Genomic DNA, 21,453 nt, shown 5'->3' on the forward strand with positions numbered 1-21,453 from the left:
CGCCGACCACCACGTCGACGAGTTGCTCGCCGTCGCCCGGGAGATCGTTCCGCCGGAGGTCGCCACGCTCACCCAGGCGGGGCTGGGCTTCGTGGCCCGGTGGGAGGCCGACGCCGTGGCGCGAATCAGAAGGGCCACTGCTCGCGGGATCCCGCCTCGATGAGCGGGATCATCGCGAACGCCGCGTCGGACAGGCCGCCGAACGCGTGCCGGTTCCCGGCAGTCGGGGCGTGCCCGACCCGGTATCCGGCCAGGTTCCAGGTGTACACCGGCACCTGCCCGGGCACCGCGGCCGTCACGTCCACCGAGTGGTGCCAGTGCGCCTGCTCGTCGGTGAGGATGACCACCCGGTCGTGCCCGGCGTAGTGCCGACGCACCGCCTTCTCGGTCTCGGTCCCGCCGCCGTAGAAGTAGCCGTCCTCCTTGAACCGGCGCACCGCCGCCAGCACCGACTCGCCCGCGACGGCCGGGAACACCCGGGTGTCGTGGGAGAAGGACACGACCGTCGCGTCCTGCGCGCGGGTGGCCAGCGCCAGGCCGAACACGGTGGCCGCGTCCCAGCAGCGCAGCGTGCCGTCCTTGCTGAAGGCGCTGTTCATCGAGCCCGACGTGTCGATCAGGATCAGCGTCCGACCGTCCAGGGCGGGCACGTTCGCCAGCGCGTGCTGCAACGCCTTCTCCAGCGGGTACCCCCACCGCAGGCTCGGTGCCGCGTTGTAGGCCGACAGGAAACGCATCGGCAGCACCCGCGACCTGGCGACCTCACCCGGGTCGGACAGCTTTGCCGCCACCGTCTCGGCGACGGTGTCGCTGACACCGGCCTGGTCGAAGTTGCGCAGGTTGCGCAGCAGCGCCAGGTAGCCCATCGTCGGGATGATCGCCTCCCAGGCCGGGGCGTCCATCGCCGTCTGCCGCCAGCCGGCGAGGGCCTCCCACGTCATGCCGGCCGCGCCCAGCACCGCCGGGTCGGTGATCTCCTGACGCCGCTCGACCGGCAACGCCATGAGCTCGGCCCGCGCCGCCAGTACGGTCAGCGACGCCGGCAGCGGGTTGTCCCGCTGGTGCCGCCGGTCGAGCGCGTGCCGGAACAGGTCACCCTGCCGCTCGTCCCGCGCGGTCGGGTGGGTCAGGTCGACGACGTCACCGAACCGGACCGCGTTGCGGTCGGAGTCGTACTTGAGCAGACTCCGCTCGTGGTACAGCCGCACCGCCGCGTCCGCGATGCCCCGCTTGACCGGCTTCGGCAGCGCCCGGCCGTGGCGACCCAGCCAGTAGGCGAGGGCCTCGCCCGGCTCGTCCGCGCGCTGCAACGCCGAGTCCACGACGGACCGCGATCCGGGAATGCCGGCCGCCACCTGTGCGCGGGCGCCCTCGAGGGCGGCCACGACAGCCGCCGAACGCAGCATCGCGCCGGTGCGCAGCCACGGCACGAAGCGGGCGAACCAGTCGGGGTCGGCGACGGCGACGGCGGCGACCAGCTCACGGAACCGGGCATCCCGGTCGGCGGCGCCCTCGTAGAAGGTGTCCTCGCCGACCATGTTCGACACGCCGAGCAGGAACAGTTCCGTGCGCGGCTCGCGGGCGAAACCCGGGGCGCCCTCGGCGGTGACGAGTTCGTCGTCTTCGTGCCGGTTCTTGCGCAGCTTGAGGTTGAACTTGGCCATCACGTCCCCCATGTTTCGTACGGGAGGACGCGGCCACACGCACACCCGAGACCAGAGTCGGCGACGGACTTGTCCGCCGCTCTGTCCGATTGAGCTACCCGCCCGAAGGCGTGGGGGGACTCGAACCCCCAACCTGCGGATCCCGTGAAGTAACCGTCGCCTGCGCACCGGGTGTGGTGTGGTCGCGCCTCCCGAGATCGGAGCCGGCGACGGATGCGCCCTTCGCAGGGGCTTTCGCCCCTCCAGATGTAACCGTCACCTTCGCACCGGGAAGTGCGGAACCGACCGTAGCGGCGGCATCGGCGGCCGGACAACGGAGTTTGCCGTTCCGTGATGGTGGGTGGCAGAAAACGGTCGCGCCGCGTATCCGAGACCAGAAGGTCGACGACGGAATGCCTATTGCTCTGCCAACTGAGCTACCAGCACAACGGCTGGAGGGGACTCGAACCCCCGACCCATAGATTAGAAGTATCCGTCGTCTGCGCACCGGATACGCGGCGTGAGCACGCCCCGAGACCGACAACGGTGACGGGCTCGTTCGGGAAAGGAAGTATCCGTCACCTTCGCACCGGGACGCGCGGCAACAACGTACCGGCGGCGGCTCGGGAGCGGCAAGGGGTTTCGCGTCCGTCAGGCGTTCACGCCGCTCACCCGAGACCAAGGTTGGACACGGCGTGTGCGGGCTCGAACCGCAGAGCCCTTTTGTGGGCCCCTGCCAGAAGTAACCGTCTCCATCGCACCGGGTGAGCGGCGTGAGCGCGCCTCCCGAGACCAGATGCGGCAACGGAGACCGGCCCTCGCGGGCCAAGGTGACCTGGGCCGCTGGTCGACACCGCCTATCGGCGGCGGCGGGATTCGAACCCGCGTCTCCCCGTGGGAAGCGGAAGTAGCCGTTGCCTGCGCACCGGGAGGTGCCCGATCACGGTAGCGACGCCGTACACGAGATCCAACCGCATTTGTCGGGGGCCGCCCGAGCGAAGCGTCGGCGGACGGTCAGCGCCGGCCGCCGCGCTTGTGCGGACGTGTCCTGTCGGAGCTCTCGGTGCTGTCGGTTCCGCGGCCCTCAGTTCCGCTTCAACTCACCGGCCTCGGGGCTGTCGTCGGGCCCGCAGAGGCCCCTTCCTGGCGTCAGCCGTCCCGGTCGAGCCCATCCAACAGGGCGGCGGCCTGCGTGAGCTGGCCTTGGTGGAAGACGGGGATCCCGGCGCGGACCAGCAGTTCGGCGGCCAGACCGCGCCCGGGGATCGTACGGCCCGTGAACGACCCGTCGTGCACCTGGCTGGTGCCGCACGTCGGACTGCGGTCCACCAGGACGGCGAGGACCACCCCGGCCGCCCGGGCCCGGTCCACGGCCCGTCGCGCCGCCGCCCGGAACAGGTCTGTGACGTCCCGCCCGGTCACCTCCCGCACCCTGCCGTCACCGTCGAGCACCTCCGCCGCGACGCCGCCGACGATTTCGGCCGGTGGCCGGGGCACCGGCAACCCCACCGACAGTTCGGGACAGAACGACACCAGGCGACCCTCGGCGGCCCAGCGGTCCCAGATCGGCGAGCAGACATCCACCCCGGTCGCGTTGAACCGGACCGGGCTGCCCCCCAGACAGCCGCTCACCAGCACCCTGCGCACCAGGGCACCGTAACCGCCGCCTGGTGGGCCGTCGGGGTCGGGGGTGGGCCTGTCGGGCAGCGCCTGAGGGTTATCGCGACAGCCGCTCGACGACCTCGGCGGTCGTGACCACCTCGCCGAGCTGGCCCCACGTCTCCAGGCTCGCCCGGTGGGCCTCGTCGGTCGCGGCCGTGCAGGCGTCGGAGACGATCACGGGCCGGTATCCGTGGTTGACCGCCTCGAAGGCGGTTCCCGCCACGGACAGGTTGGTGGCGACGCCGGTGAACAGGATTGTCTCGACCTGCCTGCGTCGCAGCACCAAGTCGAGTTCGGTGCCGAAGAAGCCGGTGAGCCGCACGTGGGTGATGACGACGTCGCCCGCCTCCGGCGCGACCTCGTCGATGATGCGGGACTTCGGCGCGCCCTCCAGGAATGCCTGCCGCTCGGGGATCATGGCGAAGCTGGGCGTGTTGGGGATGAGGTCGGGGTAGCCGGGCCGGTGGGCGACCCGCGTGTAGACGACCAGCCCGCCGCTGGCACGTACCGCCCGGGCGACCTCGGCGGCGTACGAGGCGACGCGGTGTCGGGCGACCTGCTCGGCGAAGAAGGGACCGAACAGCCCGTCGGGGCTGACGACCTCGTGCTGCCAGTGGACGCCGACCACCGCGGTGCGCGCCGGGTCGATTTCTCGCATCATCCCTCCCGTCAGGGGGCGGAAAGTTGTTGCGGTGCGGGCTGGTAGCCCTGCCGGCCCGCGGCGGCCGGGCCCCTGCCGTAGGCGTCGAACCGCCCCCACCGCCCGGGGATGCCGTGCAACGCCACGAAGTCGAGGTTAGCGGGAAGGGCGGGCCTGACGACGAGGTCTTCGCCCACCGGGTGGAGCCCGAGCATCGTCCTCAGCAGGAGCAGGGTCGCTCCGGCCGACCACGCCTGGGGGCTGCATGCGGTGGGATAGTTGACCGGGTACCTGGTGTCGGCGCGGAAGGACCCGGAGAAGGCTTCGGGCAGCCGGCCGTCGTAGTAGACGGCGGCGTCCAGGATCCCGGCGGCGATCCGCGCCGCCTCGTCGGCGTACCCGTAACGCCGCAGGCCCCAGGCGATGAAGGAGTTGTCGAACGGCCAGATGGTGCCCACGTGGTAGCCGATGGGGTTGTAGCGGCCCTGGCCCTCGGCCAGCGTGCGGACACCCCAGCCGCTGAACAGGGCGGGCGACATCAGGTGTCGTACCAGGGCTTCCGCCTTCGGCTCCTCGACGATGCCGCTCCACAGCAGGTGCCCGATGTTGGAGGACAGGGCGTCCACCTGGCGGCCGTCGCCGTCGAGGGCGAGCGCCATGTACTCGCCGTCCGCCACCCAGAAGTCGCGGTTGAAGCGCTCCCTGAGGTCGGCGGCCTCCCGCTCCAGTCGGTCCGCGTACGACGGGTCGTTCCAGACGGTGCGGGCGAGCCGCGCGGTGCGCATCTTCGCGTCGTACGCGTACCCCTGTAGCTCGCAGGTCGCGCGGGGGAAGCCCGGCAGCCGACCGTCGCGGTAACAGATGCTGTCCCAGGAGTCCTTCCAGCACTGGTTCTCCAGACCGTTCCTGGTGTTCCGCCGCTCGTAGGAGATGTAGCCCATGCCGGTCAGGTCGGCGTAGTTGTCGATCCAGTCGATCGCCACGCGCGCCTCGTGCTCGACCGAGCGCACGAGGTCGACGTCGCCGGTCCATCGCTCGTACTCGTCGAGCAGCACGAGGAACAGGGGAGTGGAGTCGGCGCTGCCGAAGTAGGGCGTGTGCGGGGTCTCCTCGAAGATGCTCATCTCGCCGTACCGCATCTCGTGCAGGATGCGGCCGGGCTCCTCCTCCCGGAAGTCGTCGACGCGGCTGCCCTGCCGGAGCGCGAGCACCCGGAGGGTGGTGGCGGCGAGTTCGGGTGTGAACGGCAACGCCTGCAGACTGGTGAAGATGCTGTCCCGGCCGAACATGGCCATGAACCAGGGCAGGCCGGCGGCGGGGACCCTCTTGTCCTCGGCGAGGAAGGGACTGAAGCGCAGCGCGGCCAGGTCGATCAGGCTCTGCCGGTACGTGCCGCTCAGTGGCGCCCAGCCGGATTCCAGGCGCGGCGCGTTGTCCAACCACTCCAGGAGATCCTGTTCCTTGTTTCTGCCCTTGCCTGCTGCCCGCCCCGGGATCACGAGGCGTTCCAGCCCTCTGGGCATCGGAAGGTCCGGCAGGGCGCTGAGTCTGACGGTCCATCGGCTGCGAGGTTCGAGGTGGACCTCGAACGTCAGGCCGTTGTCGTCCCACGCGGCCGGCGCCGACGCGGAGATGATCGTCTCCCGTCGGAACCGCTCCCGTTCGTAACCGAGGACGAGACGCCCGTCGTCGACCCGCCGGTAGTGTCGGCCCTTCTTCCTCACCGCCGCGTCCTTGACCTCGAAGAGGTCCGCGAAGTCGGCGTCCGCCTCGACCCTGAGGGTCACGTCGGCCGGTTCGTTGGCATAGTTGATGACGGTCAGGTCCTCGTGGAGGCCGCTGTCCAGGCTGTGCAGCCGACGCACCCCCACGGTGCTGTTGACGTAGACGTCCTGACGCCCCGGAACCTGGAAGAACCGGTTCTCGAAGTAGTGGATGTCGTCGATGGAAAGGGTGGTCAGCCGTTCCCCGTTCACCGTCAGCACCCACTTCGACAGCAGCCGGGTGTCGTGGGCGAACAGGCCCGTGGGAGCGTCGGGTGACGGGATGATGTCGCCCGAGCGGTTACACACCATGAAGGTGGTGCCGTCCAGGATGCCCACCTGGTTCTCACTCATGGTCACCTCCTCGGTGCTCCGTCCCCGCCGACCTGGGTGGCGGCGGGAACAACCTACGGAGGCTCGCGAAGAGCCGGGGGCTGCCCGCGACGGTCGCCTCGCCGCGCAGGACGGTGGTCAGGAAGTACGCCTCGCCGCTGGCGATCCGGTCGAACACCGCCCCGTCCGCCTGGACGACCGCGTCCCCGCCGGTCGCCTGCTCCGAGACCGTGATGTCACCCTTGTCGATGGAGACGAGCCAGCGGTCGACCCGCCCGTCCCGGCTGATGTCGAAGCGGACACTGCCCTCGTCGATCGCCGTCAGGCGGCGGTCGTGTCCACGCTGCGCCAGGCTGCGGAAGAAATCCTGGGTGGCATTCCCCATCGCGCCACCTCCTCAGGGCCACCATTCCCGCGAATCGCGGCTTCCGCCTCACCCGGAAGAGGTGAATTCCCCGCCGCCGACCGCCACTGCTGCCACCCCGGCGTCCCCGACGCCGCCACGCCGCCGGCCACCGTCAGGCCGTCCGCGTCGCGGCGCGCCGGCCCGGCGCCGGGCCGGCGGACCCTGGCCCGGCCGGAGGGCGACGCCACTAGCCTGGGACTCGATGGATCCCATCGAGGCAACGCTGCTCCTCGCCGCCGGTGTCGCCACGGGCGCCTTCAACGCGGTCGCGGGCGGCGGCTCCCTCATCGCCTTCTCGGCGCTGCTCGGCACCGGCATACCGCCGCTGACCGCCAAGCTGACGAGCACGGTCGCGGTGTTCCCGGGGAACGTGGCCAGCGTCCTGGGCGGTTACCGGGATCTGCCACCCCGGCGAGACGTCAGGCGGATCCTGCCCGCCGCCGTGCTCGGCGGGGTCGCCGGGTCGGCGCTGCTGCTGCTGACGCCCAGCCGCGTCTTCGACATGATCGTGCCGTTTCTGGTGCTCGCCGCCTCCGCCGTCCTCGGCCTCCATGGCCGCCTGAACGAGCTGGTCAGGCGCTCCGCGCTGCGTGGCCGACAGAAACACCCGGCGACGCTGCAGGTGTTGGTGGCCCTGGGCGGGGTCTACGGCGGCTACATCGGCGCGGGGTTCGGCATCGTGCTGGTCGCCAGCCTGGCTCTCCTGCAACACGAGCCGCTCACCAGGACGGTCGCCCTGAAGAACCTGCTGTCGGCCGTCATCTCGTTTACGGCGGTGGCGCTCTACGTCTTCTTCGGCACCGTCAACTGGGCGGGGGTGGCCATCCTGGTCCCGGCGACCGTCGTCGGCGGCTATGTCGGGGCGCGGCTGCTCCGCAGGCTCCCCGGTGCCCCTCTCAAGGCCGTGATCGTCACGTTCGGGGCGGTCTTCGGCCTGGTCCTGCTGTGGCGGAACGTGCTGTAGACCGGGTCAGTCGACGGCCGGGGCGGCTCGGCGCCGGCGAGGTGCCCGGTCGATGACCGGCCGCACCCGCAGCCGGCCGGTCGGCACGGGGACACCGCCGCGGTCGCGCACCTCCGCAACAATGTCCCGGCGGCGGCGCGCGGGGAACGCGGCAGCGGCTCCGCGAGCCGGTCCACCGCGGGGCGGCACGGCCCGGCGGCCGGTGTCCGTCGGACGCGGTGGACCGCCGGGTGGGCCCGGCCCCGGTCATCCGTGGATGACCGGGGCCGGGCCGTCGCCGGTCAGGTCAGCGGCACGTGGCGGGCCAGCGCGGCGCCGCCGGCCTCGAACGCGGCCAGCAGGCCGTCGGCCGTGCCGCCGGTGACCGGGACCAGTACGGTCACCGGGTCGCCGGGGCGCAGCTGCACGGACCGCTCACCGAGCGAACGGTCACCGTCCCAGGCGTGCAGGTACGCGGTGCCCGCGCGGTCGGCGAGGACCGTCACCTGCACCCCGCCGGCCACCTGGCGCTGGCCGGTCAGCCGCAGCGCCCGCTCGGGGAGCCGGGCCACGGCGGCCGGCGCGACGCCGTCGACCGCGGACTGCGCGATGGTCTGCGGGCTGTGCACGCTGCGGGCGGCAGTGTCCGGGAACACCGGGGCGCTGGGCTGCCGCTCGGCCGGGGTGTACCCAGGCAGGGTCATCAGGCCGTACCGGTACGGGTCGGCGCGGACGCCGGTGAAGGTGGACCAGCCCAGCCGGGACTGGGAGGTCAGGTCCTGGGTGTCCGAGTCGTAGACCAGCACGTTGAAGCCCATCCGGGCCGGGTCGACGGCGTCGGGCAGCACCGCGAACGGGATGCTCGCCTCGATGGTGTAGCCGGCGTACGGCGCGGTGACCTTGCTGACCACCGTCATTCCCGGTGCGGTCGTGGCGCCCGGGCCCTGCCGGTTGTCGGCGTCGCGCTGCCAGCACGGCGGGTTGCCGCCCGCGGGGTCGTCGGTGACCGGGAAGATGCCGGCCTTGAACACCGTCGAGGTGTCCGTCGAGTTCCCCTTCGGGTCGACGATGATCTCGACGCTGTCGGTACGCCGCTGCCGCTTGCAGTCCTGCGGCACCACCTTCTTGCCGAGCACGTCGTCGGTGACCTGGACGAACACCTTCAGCGCGTCCTCGGTCCAGGCGACGCGGCCCGTGGCCGAGGCGTCCTGCGGCGTGGTGGCCTGCCCCTCCCAGATCCGGGACAGGTCCAGCTCCTCGCCGGGGTACTCGCCCGGGGAGGCCACCCCGTCGACGGCGTGGTCGTGCCCGGCGTGCGGCACCTCGCTGGTGGGCACGATCTCCAGTGCGCCGGTCTCCACGGTGCTGCCGGCGGCGCTGGTGGTGGTGATGGTGATGCCGTAGTCGCCGCCGTCGCCGCCCTCGTTGGCGGTCGGCAGGGTGGCGTCGCTGTTGGTGACGGTGAAGGTGACCGCCCCGGTCGCGCCCGGCGCCAGCTCGGCGTAGCTCTTGGTCGCCGCGTCGGCGGTGAAGCCGGCCGGCAGGCCGAGGGTGACGGCGCCGCTCTGGGGGGCCTCGCCATGGTTGCGCAGGTCGACCCGGACGGTCCGGCTCTTGCCGGAGCCGACGGTGAGGACCGGCTTGATCAGGGTGTCCAGCTGCGGGTAGCCGCTGTCGCCGGCCCAGGTGCGGAACAGCCCGACCTCGGGCAGTGGCTCCAGGGTGCCGCGCACGTCGGCGACCACCCGGACCGCGCGGTCGGTGCGGCCGGCGCCCTGGCCGGTGGTCAGGTTCGCGCCGACGAGGTGCTGCTCGTTGGTGTCGGCGCCGGCGGGAACGGTCACGGTGAAGGTGACGGTCCGCTCCGTGCCGGCGGGGACGGCGCCGCGCAGCGCGCCGGAGCCGGTGGCGGTCCAGCCCTGCGGCAGCCGCAGGGAGACCCGCGGCGCGGTGAGCGCCCGGTTGTGCGGGGCGCGGACGTGCGCGGTGACCTCGACGGTCTCGCCGGGGGCGAGATCGAACCGGTCGGCGGTCAGGTAGAGCTCGGTGCCCTGGGGAAGCCCGCCGGCCGTCGCCGGCAGCACCGAGCCGCGCAGGATGGCCTCCGGCGAGGTGTCCGCCGGGTCGTACGGGACGCGGCTGTCGACCAGGGTGTAGAAGTCGCAGCGGATCTTCGCGGGGTCGGTGGGGGCGGCGGCGGTGCCGGCCCAGCCCTGGGTGACGTAGTCCCGGCGGGCGTCGACCTCGACCTCGGCCCAGGTCCTGCCGTCGGCGCTCGGGGTGCCCTCCCAGACGCCGAACACCTGGTCGGTCGGGACGGTCGGCACGAAGCTGGACGCGCACTGCGCCCCGGTCGCCGAGCTGCCGGTCCCGCCGGTGCGCAGGAACTTCGCGGCCCGGAACGGCTTCAGGCCCTCCTGGGTGAGCTGCTCGGGGAAGGCGGCCGGGTCGGCGGCGGCGTGGAACGCCTCGGCGGCGAACCGGGCGGCCTGCTGGTGGTTGCCGTGGTTGCCGGGCGTCGGCGACGGGTTCATCGTCATGACGATCTCGGGCCGGGTCTGCCGGATCACCCGGACGATCTGGGCCAGGGTGTCGTCGTGCCCCCAGATCTGCTCGGACAGCGGCGCGGAGGCGGTGTACCAGAAGTCGACGCGGTCGAGGTTGTACAGGTTCTCCACGCCGGCCCGGCCGATCGCGGTGCGCTCCTCGCGCTCGCGGATGATGCCCAGCGGCGGGCCCTCCTCGAGGCCGACGGCGTTGCCGCCGCCCTCGCCGCGGGTGATGGTCACGACGCCCGCCTTGGCGCCGTGCTTCTCCTTCCACTGGCCGAGGGTGGCGAGGCTGCTGGCCTCGTCGTCGGGGTGGGCGCTGACGAAGAGGACGTCCAGATCGACGGTGTCGGTCGGCGGGGCATCGGTGGGGGCGGCCAGGGCGACGGCGGGCGCCCCGGACAGGGCCAGGGCGAGCGCCGTGGGTAGCAGGAACGACTTGAGTCGCATGCAGATCCTTTCGCGACACGCGAGGTCCGCGCAGCGGCCACCGACGTCGGGCGCACGGCGGCGCGGACGCGGGGTCGTGGCGAGACGGCGGCGGTGGGGGGTGGGGCGCGGGGCGCGAGGGGCGCCACGGCACCGGGGTACGCAGCGGCACGGAGATCCGTACACACTGGAAGGCCTTCGCCCGGTGACGCTAGGGACCGGTGCGGCGGCCCGTCAATGCTTTGCAAGGTCTTTCTTTATTTGCGAAAGAAACAAACAAGGGGTCAGGCGGTCTTTCACGCCTCGGTCGGCGGCGCGTGCGCTCGACTCCGGCGGGCTCCGTGAAGGGTGTTTCTGCTGCTCGTGAAGGTGACCGCAAGGTAACGAGACGGTTTCGTTACTTGACTCGATAGTTCGTTCGCCGTAGGAAGGAAGTGTGACTGACGTGGTGACGCCACCGACGAGCCCGGTGAGCCGGGAGCGGTCGAAGGAGATCAAGCGGCTTTCCGTGATCTCCACCGCCCGCCAGGTGCGGGTGCTCTCCCGCGCCGAGCTGACCGAGCTCACCGGCCTGAGCCCCGCCACGCTCACCCCGCTCGTGCGGGAGCTGATCGCCGAGGGTTACCTCATCGAGCGTGGTCCCGGCGCGTCGCGCGCCGGCCGTCCCCGGGCGATGCTGGAGTTCAACCCCCGGGCCGAGCTGGTCGCCGCGGTCTCGCTGGAGCCGTCCCGGCTCAGCTGCGAGATCGCCGACAGTGACGGGACCGTGATCGCCCACCGCGCGGTGCGGCTCGCCGGCGACATCGTCGACACCATCTGCCGCTCGGTGCCCGAGCTGGTCGGCGACGGCCTACCGGCGCTGCGCGGGGTGGCCGTCGCCGCGCCCGGCATCTCCACCGGCGGCGCCGTCCGCCTGGCCCCCTCGGTCGGCCTCGTCGAGGCGCGGCCCGTGGGGGAGTCGGTGCAACGCCGGCTCGGGGTGCCGGTGCTGGTGGACAACGACGTGAACCTGATGGCCGCCGGTGAGCACGCGGTCGGCGCCGGCAGCGACGTCGCCGACCTGCTGCTGCTGCACGTCGCCGACGGCATCGGCGCCGGCCTCGTGCTCGACGGGCAGGTCCGCCGGGGCGCGGGCGGGGCCGCCGGCGAGGTCGGCTTCCTGCCGCTGGACCCGGCCGACAGGGGCCACGACGGGATCGGCCCGTTCGAGGCCCGCTGGTCGGAGAACGCCATCGCCGAGCGGGTGGTGGCGCTGGCCCCCGGGCGGCGCCCGGACTCGCCCGTGGCCGCCCTGGTGGAGCTGGCCACCACCGACGGGCGGGCCGCCGCGTACCTCGACGAGCTGCTCGCGGCCTGGTCCCGGCTGATCGTCTCCTGCGTCTGCGTCGTCGACCCCGGGCGGGTGCTGCTCAGCGGCGCCGCCGCCCAGCTCGACGACGCCGCCGTCGACCGCCTCCAGGCGCTCGTCAGCGCCGCCGCGCCGAGCGCCACCGACGTCCGCCGGGCGGTGCTCGGTGACCGGGCGGTGCTGCACGGCGCCGTCAGCTACGCCCTCTCCGCGGCCGCCGCGGGCCTGCCCACCCTGCTGCCGACCCCCTGACCTCACACCCCGAACAACGTAGTTCCCCTCACCCCTCGGAGGTACCCCATGAAACGTCGCCTTCTCCTCGCCGGCGCGCTCGCCACCGTGCTCGCCGCCGGCACCGCCTGTGGCGGCGGCGGCGACGACACGGCCAGCGGCGGCAGCGCCGAGAAGCTGACCATCTACACCGCCCGCGACAAGAAGGTCTCCGACTACGTCGTGGACCAGTTCACCGCCAAGTACCCCGAGTACAAGGGCAAGGTCGAGATCCTCAACCTCGGCGCCCAGGAGATCCTGGAGCGGGTGCGGGCCGAGAAGGCCAACCCGCAGGCCGACGTCTGGTGGGGCGGCACCCAGCAGGGCCTCGCGGCCGGCGCGTCCGAGGACCTGCTGACCTCCTGGCAGCCGGCCTTCGCCAGCAAGATGGACGCCAAGTACAAGGACGCCGAGGGCCGCTGGTTCGGGGAGATCCTGCTGCCCGAGGTCATCATGTACAACAACAAGGCCCTCACTCCGGAGCAGGCCCCGAAGGACTGGGACGACCTGCTCAAGCCGGAGTGGAAGGACAAGATCATCATCCGGGACGTGGCCGCGTCCGGCACCATGCGGTCGATCTACGCCGCGATGATCGTGCGCCAGTCCGCGGACGGCAGCAACCCGCAGCCCGGCTACGACTGGCTCAAGAAGCTCGACGCCAACACCGGCGCGTACGCGGCCAACCCGACCGACCTCTACCTGAAGCTGTCCCGCCAGCAGGGCACGCTCAGCGCCTGGAACCTGCAGGACATCCTGCTGCAGGCCCACCAGTCGAACATGCCGTTTGGCTACGTCATGCCGGCCTCCGGCGCCCCGGTGCTGGTCGACGGCCTGGCCGCGGTCAAGGGCGGCAACAGCGAGGGCGCGCAGAAGTTCATCGAGTTCCTCTTCGACGACAAGCTCCGCGCCGACCTGGCCAAGGACTACTACCAGATCCCGGCCGTGGACATCGCCGAGAAGCCGGAGTGGCTGGCCCAGCTCCAGCTCAAGCCGCTGGACGTCGACTGGGACGTGATCGGCAAGAACGAGACCGAGTGGATCAACCACTGGAACAGCCAGATCAAGAACAAGGGCTGACCGCCCGGGCGCCGGGGGCGGGCCCGTCCCGTCCCCGGCGCCCCGCCGCCCGCCCCCGGGGCGCCGGCACGGTGTGAGAGGGGAGCCCCTCTCCACCGGAGGCGTCAGGACGGTGCCCTTCCCGTCTCCCGCCCCCCCATCCCACGACCGACAGGTCCGGTACCGCACGAAGGAGAGGACCTCATGATCGATGTCACGCTGGAGTCGGTGAGCAAGCGCTTCGCGCGCGGCGGCGACACCGCGGCCGTGGACGACGTCGACATCACCATCGCCGCCGGGGAGTTCTTCACGCTGCTCGGCCCGAGCGGCTGCGGCAAGACCACGACCCTGCGCATGGTGGCCGGGTTCTACTTCCCCACCTCCGGCCGGATCCGGTTCGGCGCGGAGGACGTCACCCGCCGCCCGCCGAACAAGCGCGACACCGGCATGGTGTTCCAGAACTACGCGCTCTTCCCGCACATGAGCGTGGCGCAGAACGTCGCGTACGGGCTCAGGATCCGCAAGGTCGGCCGGGCCGAGTCGCGGCGCCGGGTCGAGGAGGCGCTCGGGCAGGTGCACCTCGCCGGCTACGGCGACCGCCGCATCGACGAGCTCTCCGGCGGCCAGCAGCAGCGCGTCGCCCTCGCCCGGGCCCTGGTGATCCGGCCACGCACCCTGCTGCTCGACGAGCCGCTGTCCAACCTCGACGCCAAGCTGCGCGAGGAGACCCGGGTGGAGATCCGCCGCATCCAGCGCGAGGCCGGCACCACCTCCATCTACGTCACCCACGACCAGGCCGAGGCGATGGCCATGTCGGACCGGATCGCGGTGATGCAGTCCGGCCGGGTGCAGCAGATCGGCGCCCCGCAGGAGATCTACCACCGCCCGGCGACCAGCTTCGTGGCTCGCTTCATCGGCCGCAGCAACGTGCTCTCCCTGCCGGTGGCCGGCGCCGCCGAGCGGGCCGTCACGGTGAAGCTGCCCGCCGGCGGCGAGATCGCCGTCCCCGCCCCGACCGGGCACGGCCTGCGCCAGGGCGACACCGCGCTCGTGTCGGTCCGCCCCGAGCACATCGGCCTCACCTCGGCCACCGACGCGGACGCGCTGCCCGGCCGGGTCACCGAGGTGGAGTTCACCGGGATGGCCACCAACCTCGTGGTCGACGTGGCCGGCGAGTCGGTGCAGGTCGCCGCGATCGACGTGCCGGACGGGATCGCCGCCGGCGACCAGGTCGGGCTGCGGCTGAACCGCGAGCGGATGTGGGTGGTGCGCCCGTGAGCACCATTCCCGCCACCCCCAGCCCGGCCACCGTCGCCCCGGTCACCCAGGAGCCGACGCCGCCGCGCGCGCCGCGCCGCCGGCTCGCCGACCGGTTCGCCGGCGGCACCGGCTCCCGCTGGTTCCCGTACGTCCTGGTCTTCCCGCTCGCGCTGATCCTCTTCGGGTACGTGGTGCAGCCGATGTTCGCCACCTTCGCCGAGAGCGTCGGCGTGGACGGGGTGGAGAACTACGGCGCCTTCCTCTCCGGCGACGGGGTGGCCCGCTCGTCCCTGGTCACCTCGCTGATCATCTCCGCGGCCAGCGTGCTGCTCTGCGGCGTCGTCGGCGTGGCGATGGCCTTCCTGCTCAAGCGGTTCTCGTTCCCCGGCCGCCGGCTGATCGAGGCGATCATCCTGGTGCCGGCGGCCCTGCCGCCGCTGATCGGGGCGATCTCGTTCCAGCTGCTCTACAGCGAGACGGGCATCCTCCCGCGCGGGCTCCAGCAGCTCTTCGGCACCGAGAACCCGGTGCTGCCGTTCAGCGGCATCGCCGGGGTGCTGGTGGTGCACACCTTCACCATGTACCCGTACTTCTACCTGTCCGCCTCCGCCGCGCTCGGCGGGATGGACCCCTCCGTGGAGGAGGCCGCGTACAACCTGGGGGCCGGCCGGGTCCGGGTGTGGCGTACGGTGCTGCTGCCGATGCTCACCCCGGCGCTGGTCTCCGCCTCGCTGCTGGTCTTCATGACCTCGCTGGCCTCGTACACCGCCCCGCTGCTGTTCGGGGTGGACCAGACCATGACCATGCAGATCTACATCAACCGCACCAACGGCGACCTGCCGATGGCCTCCACGTACGCCTCGGTGCTCGGCGTGGTGTCGGTGCTGTTCCTGCTCGGCATGCGCTGGTACGAGGGGCGGCGCAGCTACCGGTCCCAGTCGAAGGGGGTCGCCGCGCACCGGCGGGAGATCACCAACCCGTTCGGCAAGTGGCTGGCCCTGGTCGCGTCGATCCTGGCCACCGCCGTGCTGCTCGCCCCCGTGGCGACCATCGCCCTGGTGGCGTTCTCCGCCGACGGCTCCTGGACCACCGAGGTGATCCCGGCGGCCTACACCACGCAGAACTTCGTCACCATCTTCTCCGACCCCGAGGCGTTCCAGCCGATCCTCAACTCGCTGCAGATGAGCCTGATCGCGACCGTCGGCTGTGTCGTGGTCGGCGTGCTCATCGCGTACGCGGTGCGGCGGCTGGACTTCCGCGGCCGGGGCCTGCTGGACGTGGCGGTCATGCTGGCCTGGGCGCTGCCCGGCACGGTGGTGGCGATCAACCTGATCTCGGCGTTCAGCACCGGCAACGCGTTCAGCTTCGGGCAGGTGCTGATCGGCACCTTCTGGATCATGCCGCTGGCGTACTTCGTGCGGTTCCTGCCGCTGGTGTTCCGGTCCAGCTCGGCCACCCTGGCGCAGATCGACCCGTCGCTGGAGGAGGCCGCGCGCAACCTGGGCGCGTCCTGGTGGCGGGCGTTCGGCACGGTCACCCTGCGGCTGATGCTGCCCGGCGTGGTGGCCGGCGCGCTGCTCGCCTTCGTGCACGGCGTCGGCGAGTTCGTCGCCTCGGTGCTCATCTACACCTCCGACACCGCGCCGATCTCCGTGGAGATCAACAACCGGATGTACTCGTTCGAGGTCGGCACCGCCGCCGCGTACGGCATGCTCCAGGTGGTCCTGATCTTCGTGGTGATGGTGGTCTCCGGCCGGCTGGAAGGCGGCCGGCGCTCCAGCCGGGAGGCGGCGCGGTGGACGGCGTGAGCGCGGCCTGGCCGGCGGGCGGCGGGTTGGTCCCCGCCGCCCGGATCCCCGGCGGGGAACTGGCGGCGGTGGCCGAGGCGGCGGACTTCGCGGTGCTGCCGGTCGGCGCGGTCGAGTGGCACGGCCCGCACCTGCCGCTCGGCACCGACCTGATCCTCGCCCAGGGCTTCGCCGCCGAGAGCGCGGTCTCCGGCGACGGCGACGCGGTGCCGTCCGGCGACGGGACCCCGGGCGGCGCACCCGGCACGGCGGTGGGTCCGCGCGGGGTGCTCTTCCCCGCCGTGCCGTACGCCGCGTGCCCCGGCCAGACCCGGCCGTGGCCCGGCACCGTGGCGATCCGGCCGGAGATCGCGGTCGGCTACCTGGCCGACGTGATCGAGGGCATCGTGGCGGCCGGGTTCCCCCGGCTGCTGATCGTCAACGGGCACGACGCCAACATGTCCACCGTCCGGGCCGCCATGGAGTGGGTCTCCGGGCGGCGCACCGCCAGTCTGCTGCTGGTCAACTGGTTCCAGCTCGTGACCCCGGCCGAGACCGCCGAGCTGTACGGGCCGTTGCCGGCGCGCGGCCACGGCGGGGCGTACGAGACCGACGGGGTGCTCGGCTTCGACCCCGGCGCGGTACGCCTCGACGCGGTCACCGACCTGCCGCCGAGGCCGAAGCTGCCGGTGACCCACCCGTACGTGCTGGTGGAGTCCCGCCCCGACCCGTGGCAGGGCTGGTCGGGGCACGTCTCGCTGGCGGGCGAGGAGACCGGCCGGCGGGTCCGGGAGCTGGCCGCGACGCGGCTGCGGGAGGTCGTCGCCGCCTGGGTGGCCGCCCCGCTTCCCGCCCCGCCCACCGACGCCCCGCTGCCCGCCGACACCCCGGTCGGCGCCGCCCCGCCACCCACGGACGTTCCGCCCGCCGGCACCCCGCCGGCCGGCGGGCCACAGCCAGAGGAGGCACCGTGACCGTCGACCGCGGACTCGACGTCGTCGACTTCCACCTGCACTTCCGCATCGGCGCCGACGAGACGATCGCGGCGTGCGAGCACGCCGCCGGCATGCACCCCGGCGGCGAGCACGAGCGCGCCGTCCGCGCCGCCGGCTCCGCCCCGTACGCGGCGCAGTGGCGGCAGGCGTGGGGCTTCCCCGACCCCGAGCCCCCCGCGGCGCGGTGGGAGGACGAGGCGGACCGGTGGGCGCAGGAGCTGCGCGCGGTCGACATCCGCCGGGCCGTCTTCGTCACCGGCGGCGGCAACGACACCGTCGCCGACGTGGTGGACCGCCACCCCGACCTGCTGCTCGGTTTCGCCCACCACGACCCGTACGGCCCGGACGCCGCCGCCGAGCTGGAACGCGCGGTCGTCGAACGCGGCCTGCGCGGGCTGAAGCTCTTCGCCCCGCTGCTGCGCGGCCCGCTCGACGACGAGGCCCTCGACCCGCTGTGGGGCACCGCCCAGCGCCTCGGCGTGCCGGTCCTGATCCACATCGGCCACTACGGCAGCGCCGGCGGCCTCTCCCACGGCCGGTACGGCGGCCCCGACGAGCTGGCCCGGATGGCCCGCCGCTTCCCCGAACTGGCCGTGGTGGTGCCGCACTTCGGCGTCCAGCACGTGCAGGACCTGCTCTTCGCCGCCTGGGGCTGCCCCAACATCCACGTCGACACCTCCGGCTCGAACCAATGGGTGCGCTGGATGCCGTACAAGCTGACGCTGGACGAGCTGTTCCGGCGCTGCTACGAGACCATCGGCCCGCACCGGATCGTGTTCGGCAGCGACTCGTCGTGGTTCCCGCGCGGCTACGTCACCCGCTACCTCGACGACCAGCTGCGGATCTGCCGCGAGCTTGGCCTGCCCGACGACCACCTGCGCGCGATCTTCGCCGGGAACGCCGAGCGTCTGCTCGGCCTCGACCACTGACCGGCTGACGACGGGCGCGGCGGGTGACCGGCGCGCCCGGCACGGAAGGAAGTAGAGAACCGTCATGAACACACCCGCGCTGACCACCTACCAGCGGCACCACCTCCGGCCGACCTACGACCACCACGTCGGGTACCTGTTCCCGGCCATGGTGCGGGCCAGCCAGGCGCACGTGGTGATGCTGACCGAGCAGGGGCTCATCCCCGCCGAGCGGGGCGCCCGGCTGCTGCGCGGGCTGGCCGAACTGCGCGCCGACACCGCCGGTGCGCCGGAGTTCGACGGCACGTTCGAGGACACCTACTACCTGATGGAGAAGCGGCTGGCGCAGGCGTGCGGCATCCCCACGTCCGAGCTGGACGTGCAGATGGCCCGCAGCCGCAACGACCTCGACGCCGGGGTGTTCCGGATGCTGCTGCGCGACCAGTTGCTCGGGGTCCTCGACCGGGTCCTGGCCGCCGGCGCGACCGCCCTGGACTCGGCGCACCGGTACGCCGACGTGGTCATCACCGGCTACACCCACCGCCGGCCGGCCCAGCCCACCACCATCGGGCACGCCCTCGCCGGCTACGCCGAGGCCCTCGCCGGCGAGGCCGTCGCGTACGCCGACCTGATCGAAACCCTCAACACCTCCCCGCTGGGCTCCTGCGCGTTCGCCGGCACCGACCTGGACATCGCCCCGGCGCGCGTGGCCGAGCTGCTCGGCTTCGGCGGCCTGGTCACCAACTCCTACGAGGCGGTGGCCGGCGCCGACCACCTCGTCCGGGTCGGCACCCTCAACGCCCAGGCCCTCGCGACCGGCGCCCGGCTGGCCCGCACCCTGATGGACTGGCTGAGCTGGCGCTGGGTGACCACCCCCGGCGACTTCACCCAGGGCAGCAGCATCATGCCGCAGAAGCGCAACCCGGTGGTGCTGGAACACCTCGTCTCGATGGCCGGCGCCACCGCCGCCGACGCCGCCTCCGTGCTCAACAACGTCGGCGCGGCCTGGTGGGAGGACTCCAACAACGCCACCACCGACGTGCAGGTCCGGCTCTGGGAGAGCAACGACCGCACCGACCGGTTCTTCGCCCTGCTCGGCGGCTTCCTCGCCGAGATCGAGCCGCTCGAGCCGCCGTCGCGGGAGGAGATCGTCGCCTCCGGCGCCACCACCACCGCCGCGGCGGACGCGCTGACCCGGCACGGGGTGCCGTTCCGGGCCGCCCATTCCGTGGTCGGCCGGCTGGTGCGCGGCGGCGCCCCGGACACCTGGACCGCGCAGACCGTCCGCGCGGCGGCCGAGGGGATCGCCGACGGGCTGGCCGACGCCGCCGTCGCCGACCTGATCGCCGCCGCCGTACGCCCCGAGCTGGTGCTCGACCGCGCCCAGGTCGACGGCCCCGGCGCGGACGCCGTCCGGGCCCAGGTGGCGGTGTTGCGCGGCACCTTCGACACCGTCGCCGGCCGGCTGGCCGCCGTCCGGGACCGTCTGGCCGCCGCCGACAAGGCGTTGGACGCGGTCGCCGCCGAGCGGGCGGGCCGATGAGCGCCGGCGCGGGGGTCGTGACCACGGGGACGGGACGGTGAGCGTGCGGTTGGCCGGTCGGGCCGCTGAGGCCGCCGAGGCGGCCGGCGACGCCGGCGTGCTGCTCGGCATCGACTTCGGCGGCACCAAGATGGCGGTCGGGGTGGCCGACGGGCAGGGGCGGCTGCTGGCCCGAGAGCGGGTCCCGACGTACGCCGAGCGGGGTGCCCCGCAGGCCCTGGACCGGGCGCTGGAGCTGGCCGCGAAGCTGGTGGGGGAGGTCGGCTCGCCGGTCGTCGCGGCCGGCATCGCCTCGCCCGGCGTGGTGCGGCCGGACGGGATCGACCTGGCCCCGAACGTGCCCGGCTGGGACCGGCTGCGGCTCGCCGACGCGGTCCGGGACCGGTTGGCGGTGCCGGCGGTGGCGGTCGACAACGACCTGAACGCCGCCGCCCTGGCCGAGCTGCGGATCGGCGCGCTGCGCGACGCCGACCCCGGCCTGGTGGTCGGCCTCGGCACGGGCGTCGCGGCGGCGGCCACGGTCCGCGGGGCGGTGCTGGCCGGTCACCACGGGGCGGCCGGCGAGATCGGCTACGCCGTGGCCGGCGGTCCGTGGCCGGGCACCATGCTGGAGCTGGACTTCTCCGGCCGGGCGCTGGACGGGCTCGCGGACTCGCTCGGGCTGTCGGGCGGCGCGTCCGCGCTGGCCGCCGCCGCCGAGCGCCCCGGCCCGGCCCGGGACGCGCTGACCGCCCGGGTGGACGAGCTGGCCCGACACCTGGTCACCTGCTGCCTGCTGCTCGACCCACAGCGGGTGGTGCTGGTCGGCGGGGTGGCCGGCAACGGACTGATCCGAGGTCTGTTGGGGGAGCGGCTCGCCGCGGTCCTGCCGTACCCGCCGGAGGTGGTCCTGTCCCGGTTCGCCGACGACGCCGCGCTGCTCGGCGCGGTCATCCTCGCCCGCGAGGCGGTCCCGACACCCCGGTGACACCCGGCGCTGACCGGCGGCCGGCTCCCGCACCGGGGGTCGGCCGCCCCGTCGTTGTCGGTGCCCGCCGATAGGGTCCCGGCTGTGACGCACACCGACTGGTCAGACGTACGCGGGCGGCTCGCCCGGCTGGCCGCCCACCCCGGGGGTGACAAGGTCTTCGGCGCCCACGCGCACCGGTGGACGCTGGAGCCGCCGCTGCGCGCCGCGGAGATGGCCGAGCTGGAGGGGCAGCTGCGGGTCGAGCTGCCCGAGGAGTACCGCTCGTTTCTCCTCGCCGCCGGCCGGGGCGGCGCCGGGCCGACCTACGGGCTGTTCCCGCTGCGCAGGGCGGACGGCCGCTGGGCGTGGGAGGGCGACGGAGCCGACCTCACCGATCGGGACACGCTGCACCAGCCGTTCCCGCACACCGAGCCCTTCAACCCGGCCGACGGGCTGCCCGAGCCTCCCGACGAGGAGGACTACGACACCGTCGAGGCTTTCAACGAGGCCGAGGACGCCTACTGGGAACGGCACGACAGGCTGGTCTACGCCCCCGACCACTCGATCGGGCTGCTCTACCTGTGTCATCTCGGCTGCGCGATGCGCGAGGCGCTGGTGGTCAGCGGCCCGGCACGCGGTCAGATGTGGGCCGACGACACCGCCGACGGCTCCGGCTTCCGGCCGCTGCGCGACGCCGACGGCACGCCGCTGGGCTTCGCCCGCTGGTACCGGCGCTGGCTCGACGAGGCCGAGGCCGAGGCCGACGCCGCCGTCGCCTGACCGGCCGCGCGGACCGCCGTCCGCCGCTGGCAGCGCAGCCGAACCGACGGCCGGCGAGGGCGGCAGAAGTGTCGGTGTGGGCGCGGTTACGGTGCGGGCTTGACATCCTCCCGGCCTGAAGGGCCGGGATTCCCCCCGGTCGCCCGTGGGGTTTCCTGCTTCATCGCCGACTGCCCGCCCGGAGGAGTC

16 protein-coding genes and 1 pseudogene are annotated in these 21,453 nt (G+C 73.1%); 11 read left to right on the forward strand and 6 right to left on the reverse strand.

Annotation, left to right across the window (positions count from 1 at the left end; genetic code table 11):
* Positions 1–94 (forward strand): annotated as a pseudogene (locus ABZ793_RS25920) (haloacid dehalogenase); the annotation flags it as partial.
* Between the two features lie 31 nt (positions 95–125).
* Here ABZ793_RS25920 and ABZ793_RS25925 read toward each other — a convergent pair.
* The 5 genes from ABZ793_RS25925 to ABZ793_RS25945 form a co-directional block, all read right to left on the reverse strand.
* The gene (locus ABZ793_RS25925) at positions 126–1,676 is read right to left on the reverse strand and encodes a TROVE domain-containing protein (protein WP_357461816.1); all 1,551 of its coding nucleotides are present in this window, start codon (positions 1,674–1,676) and stop codon (positions 126–128) included.
* A gap of 1,116 nt (positions 1,677–2,792) precedes the next feature.
* Positions 2,793–3,290: a DUF523 domain-containing protein gene (locus ABZ793_RS25930; RefSeq protein WP_357461817.1), complete on the reverse strand. Its 498-nt coding sequence runs from the start codon at positions 3,288–3,290 to the stop codon at positions 2,793–2,795.
* Positions 3,291–3,360: 70 nt separating this feature from the next.
* Positions 3,361–3,963, reverse strand: coding sequence for a cysteine hydrolase (locus tag ABZ793_RS25935; RefSeq protein WP_357461818.1), 603 nt, complete (start codon positions 3,961–3,963; stop codon positions 3,361–3,363).
* Positions 3,964–3,974: 11 nt separating this feature from the next.
* On the reverse strand, positions 3,975–6,062 hold the full coding sequence (locus ABZ793_RS25940; RefSeq protein ID WP_357461819.1) for a glycogen debranching N-terminal domain-containing protein: 2,088 nt from the start codon (positions 6,060–6,062) through the stop codon (positions 3,975–3,977).
* Positions 6,055–6,426, reverse strand: a complete 372-nt coding sequence (locus ABZ793_RS25945) for an SCP2 sterol-binding domain-containing protein (protein WP_357461820.1) — start codon at positions 6,424–6,426, stop codon at positions 6,055–6,057. The genes ABZ793_RS25940 and ABZ793_RS25945 overlap by 8 nt, the downstream gene beginning before the upstream one ends.
* Positions 6,427–6,649: 223 nt before the next feature.
* Here ABZ793_RS25945 and ABZ793_RS25950 point away from each other — a divergent pair, with 223 nt between their 5' ends.
* On the forward strand, positions 6,650–7,411 hold the full coding sequence (locus ABZ793_RS25950; RefSeq protein ID WP_357461821.1) for a sulfite exporter TauE/SafE family protein: 762 nt from the start codon (positions 6,650–6,652) through the stop codon (positions 7,409–7,411).
* A gap of 281 nt (positions 7,412–7,692) precedes the next feature.
* On the opposite strand, the gene ABZ793_RS25955 is transcribed toward ABZ793_RS25950, so the two are convergent.
* A complete protein-coding gene (locus ABZ793_RS25955; RefSeq protein WP_357461822.1) occupies positions 7,693–10,389 on the reverse strand; it encodes a sugar-binding protein in 2,697 nt (898 codons plus the stop codon).
* 415 nt (positions 10,390–10,804) lie between these two features.
* Between ABZ793_RS25955 and ABZ793_RS25960 the strand changes: the two genes are divergently transcribed.
* The 9 genes from ABZ793_RS25960 (at position 10,805) to ABZ793_RS26000 (ending at position 21,264) form a co-directional block, all read left to right on the forward strand.
* Positions 10,805–11,968, forward strand: coding sequence for an ROK family protein (locus tag ABZ793_RS25960; protein ID WP_357461823.1), 1,164 nt, complete (start codon positions 10,805–10,807; stop codon positions 11,966–11,968).
* A gap of 48 nt (positions 11,969–12,016) precedes the next feature.
* On the forward strand, positions 12,017–13,063 hold the full coding sequence (locus tag ABZ793_RS25965; RefSeq protein WP_357461824.1) for an extracellular solute-binding protein: 1,047 nt from the start codon (positions 12,017–12,019) through the stop codon (positions 13,061–13,063).
* Between the two features lie 183 nt (positions 13,064–13,246).
* Positions 13,247–14,320: an ABC transporter ATP-binding protein gene (locus ABZ793_RS25970; protein WP_357461825.1), complete on the forward strand. Its 1,074-nt coding sequence runs from the start codon at positions 13,247–13,249 to the stop codon at positions 14,318–14,320.
* Positions 14,317–16,110: an iron ABC transporter permease gene (locus tag ABZ793_RS25975; protein WP_357461826.1), complete on the forward strand. Its 1,794-nt coding sequence runs from the start codon at positions 14,317–14,319 to the stop codon at positions 16,108–16,110. Before ABZ793_RS25970 ends, ABZ793_RS25975 begins: the two co-directional genes overlap by 4 nt.
* Positions 16,107–17,063, forward strand: a complete 957-nt coding sequence (locus tag ABZ793_RS25980; protein WP_357461827.1) for a creatininase family protein — start codon at positions 16,107–16,109, stop codon at positions 17,061–17,063. The genes ABZ793_RS25975 and ABZ793_RS25980 overlap by 4 nt, the downstream gene beginning before the upstream one ends.
* A complete protein-coding gene (locus tag ABZ793_RS25985) occupies positions 17,060–18,013 on the forward strand; it encodes an amidohydrolase family protein (protein ID WP_357461828.1) in 954 nt (317 codons plus the stop codon). The genes ABZ793_RS25980 and ABZ793_RS25985 overlap by 4 nt, the downstream gene beginning before the upstream one ends.
* A gap of 64 nt (positions 18,014–18,077) precedes the next feature.
* Complete coding sequence (locus ABZ793_RS25990) at positions 18,078–19,535, forward strand: lyase family protein (protein WP_357461829.1); 1,458 nt, start codon at positions 18,078–18,080, stop codon at positions 19,533–19,535.
* Between the two features lie 37 nt (positions 19,536–19,572).
* Entirely contained in the window at positions 19,573–20,502 is a 930-nt protein-coding gene (locus ABZ793_RS25995; RefSeq protein ID WP_357461830.1) for an ROK family protein, read from the forward strand.
* 84 nt (positions 20,503–20,586) lie between these two features.
* Positions 20,587–21,264, forward strand: a complete 678-nt coding sequence (locus ABZ793_RS26000; RefSeq protein WP_357461831.1) for an SMI1/KNR4 family protein — start codon at positions 20,587–20,589, stop codon at positions 21,262–21,264.
* The last annotated feature ends 189 nt before the right edge of the window (positions 21,265–21,453 follow it).

Source organism: Micromonospora sp. NPDC047465, from assembly GCF_040643125.1.
Lineage (GTDB): Bacteria > Actinomycetota > Actinomycetes > Mycobacteriales > Micromonosporaceae > Micromonospora.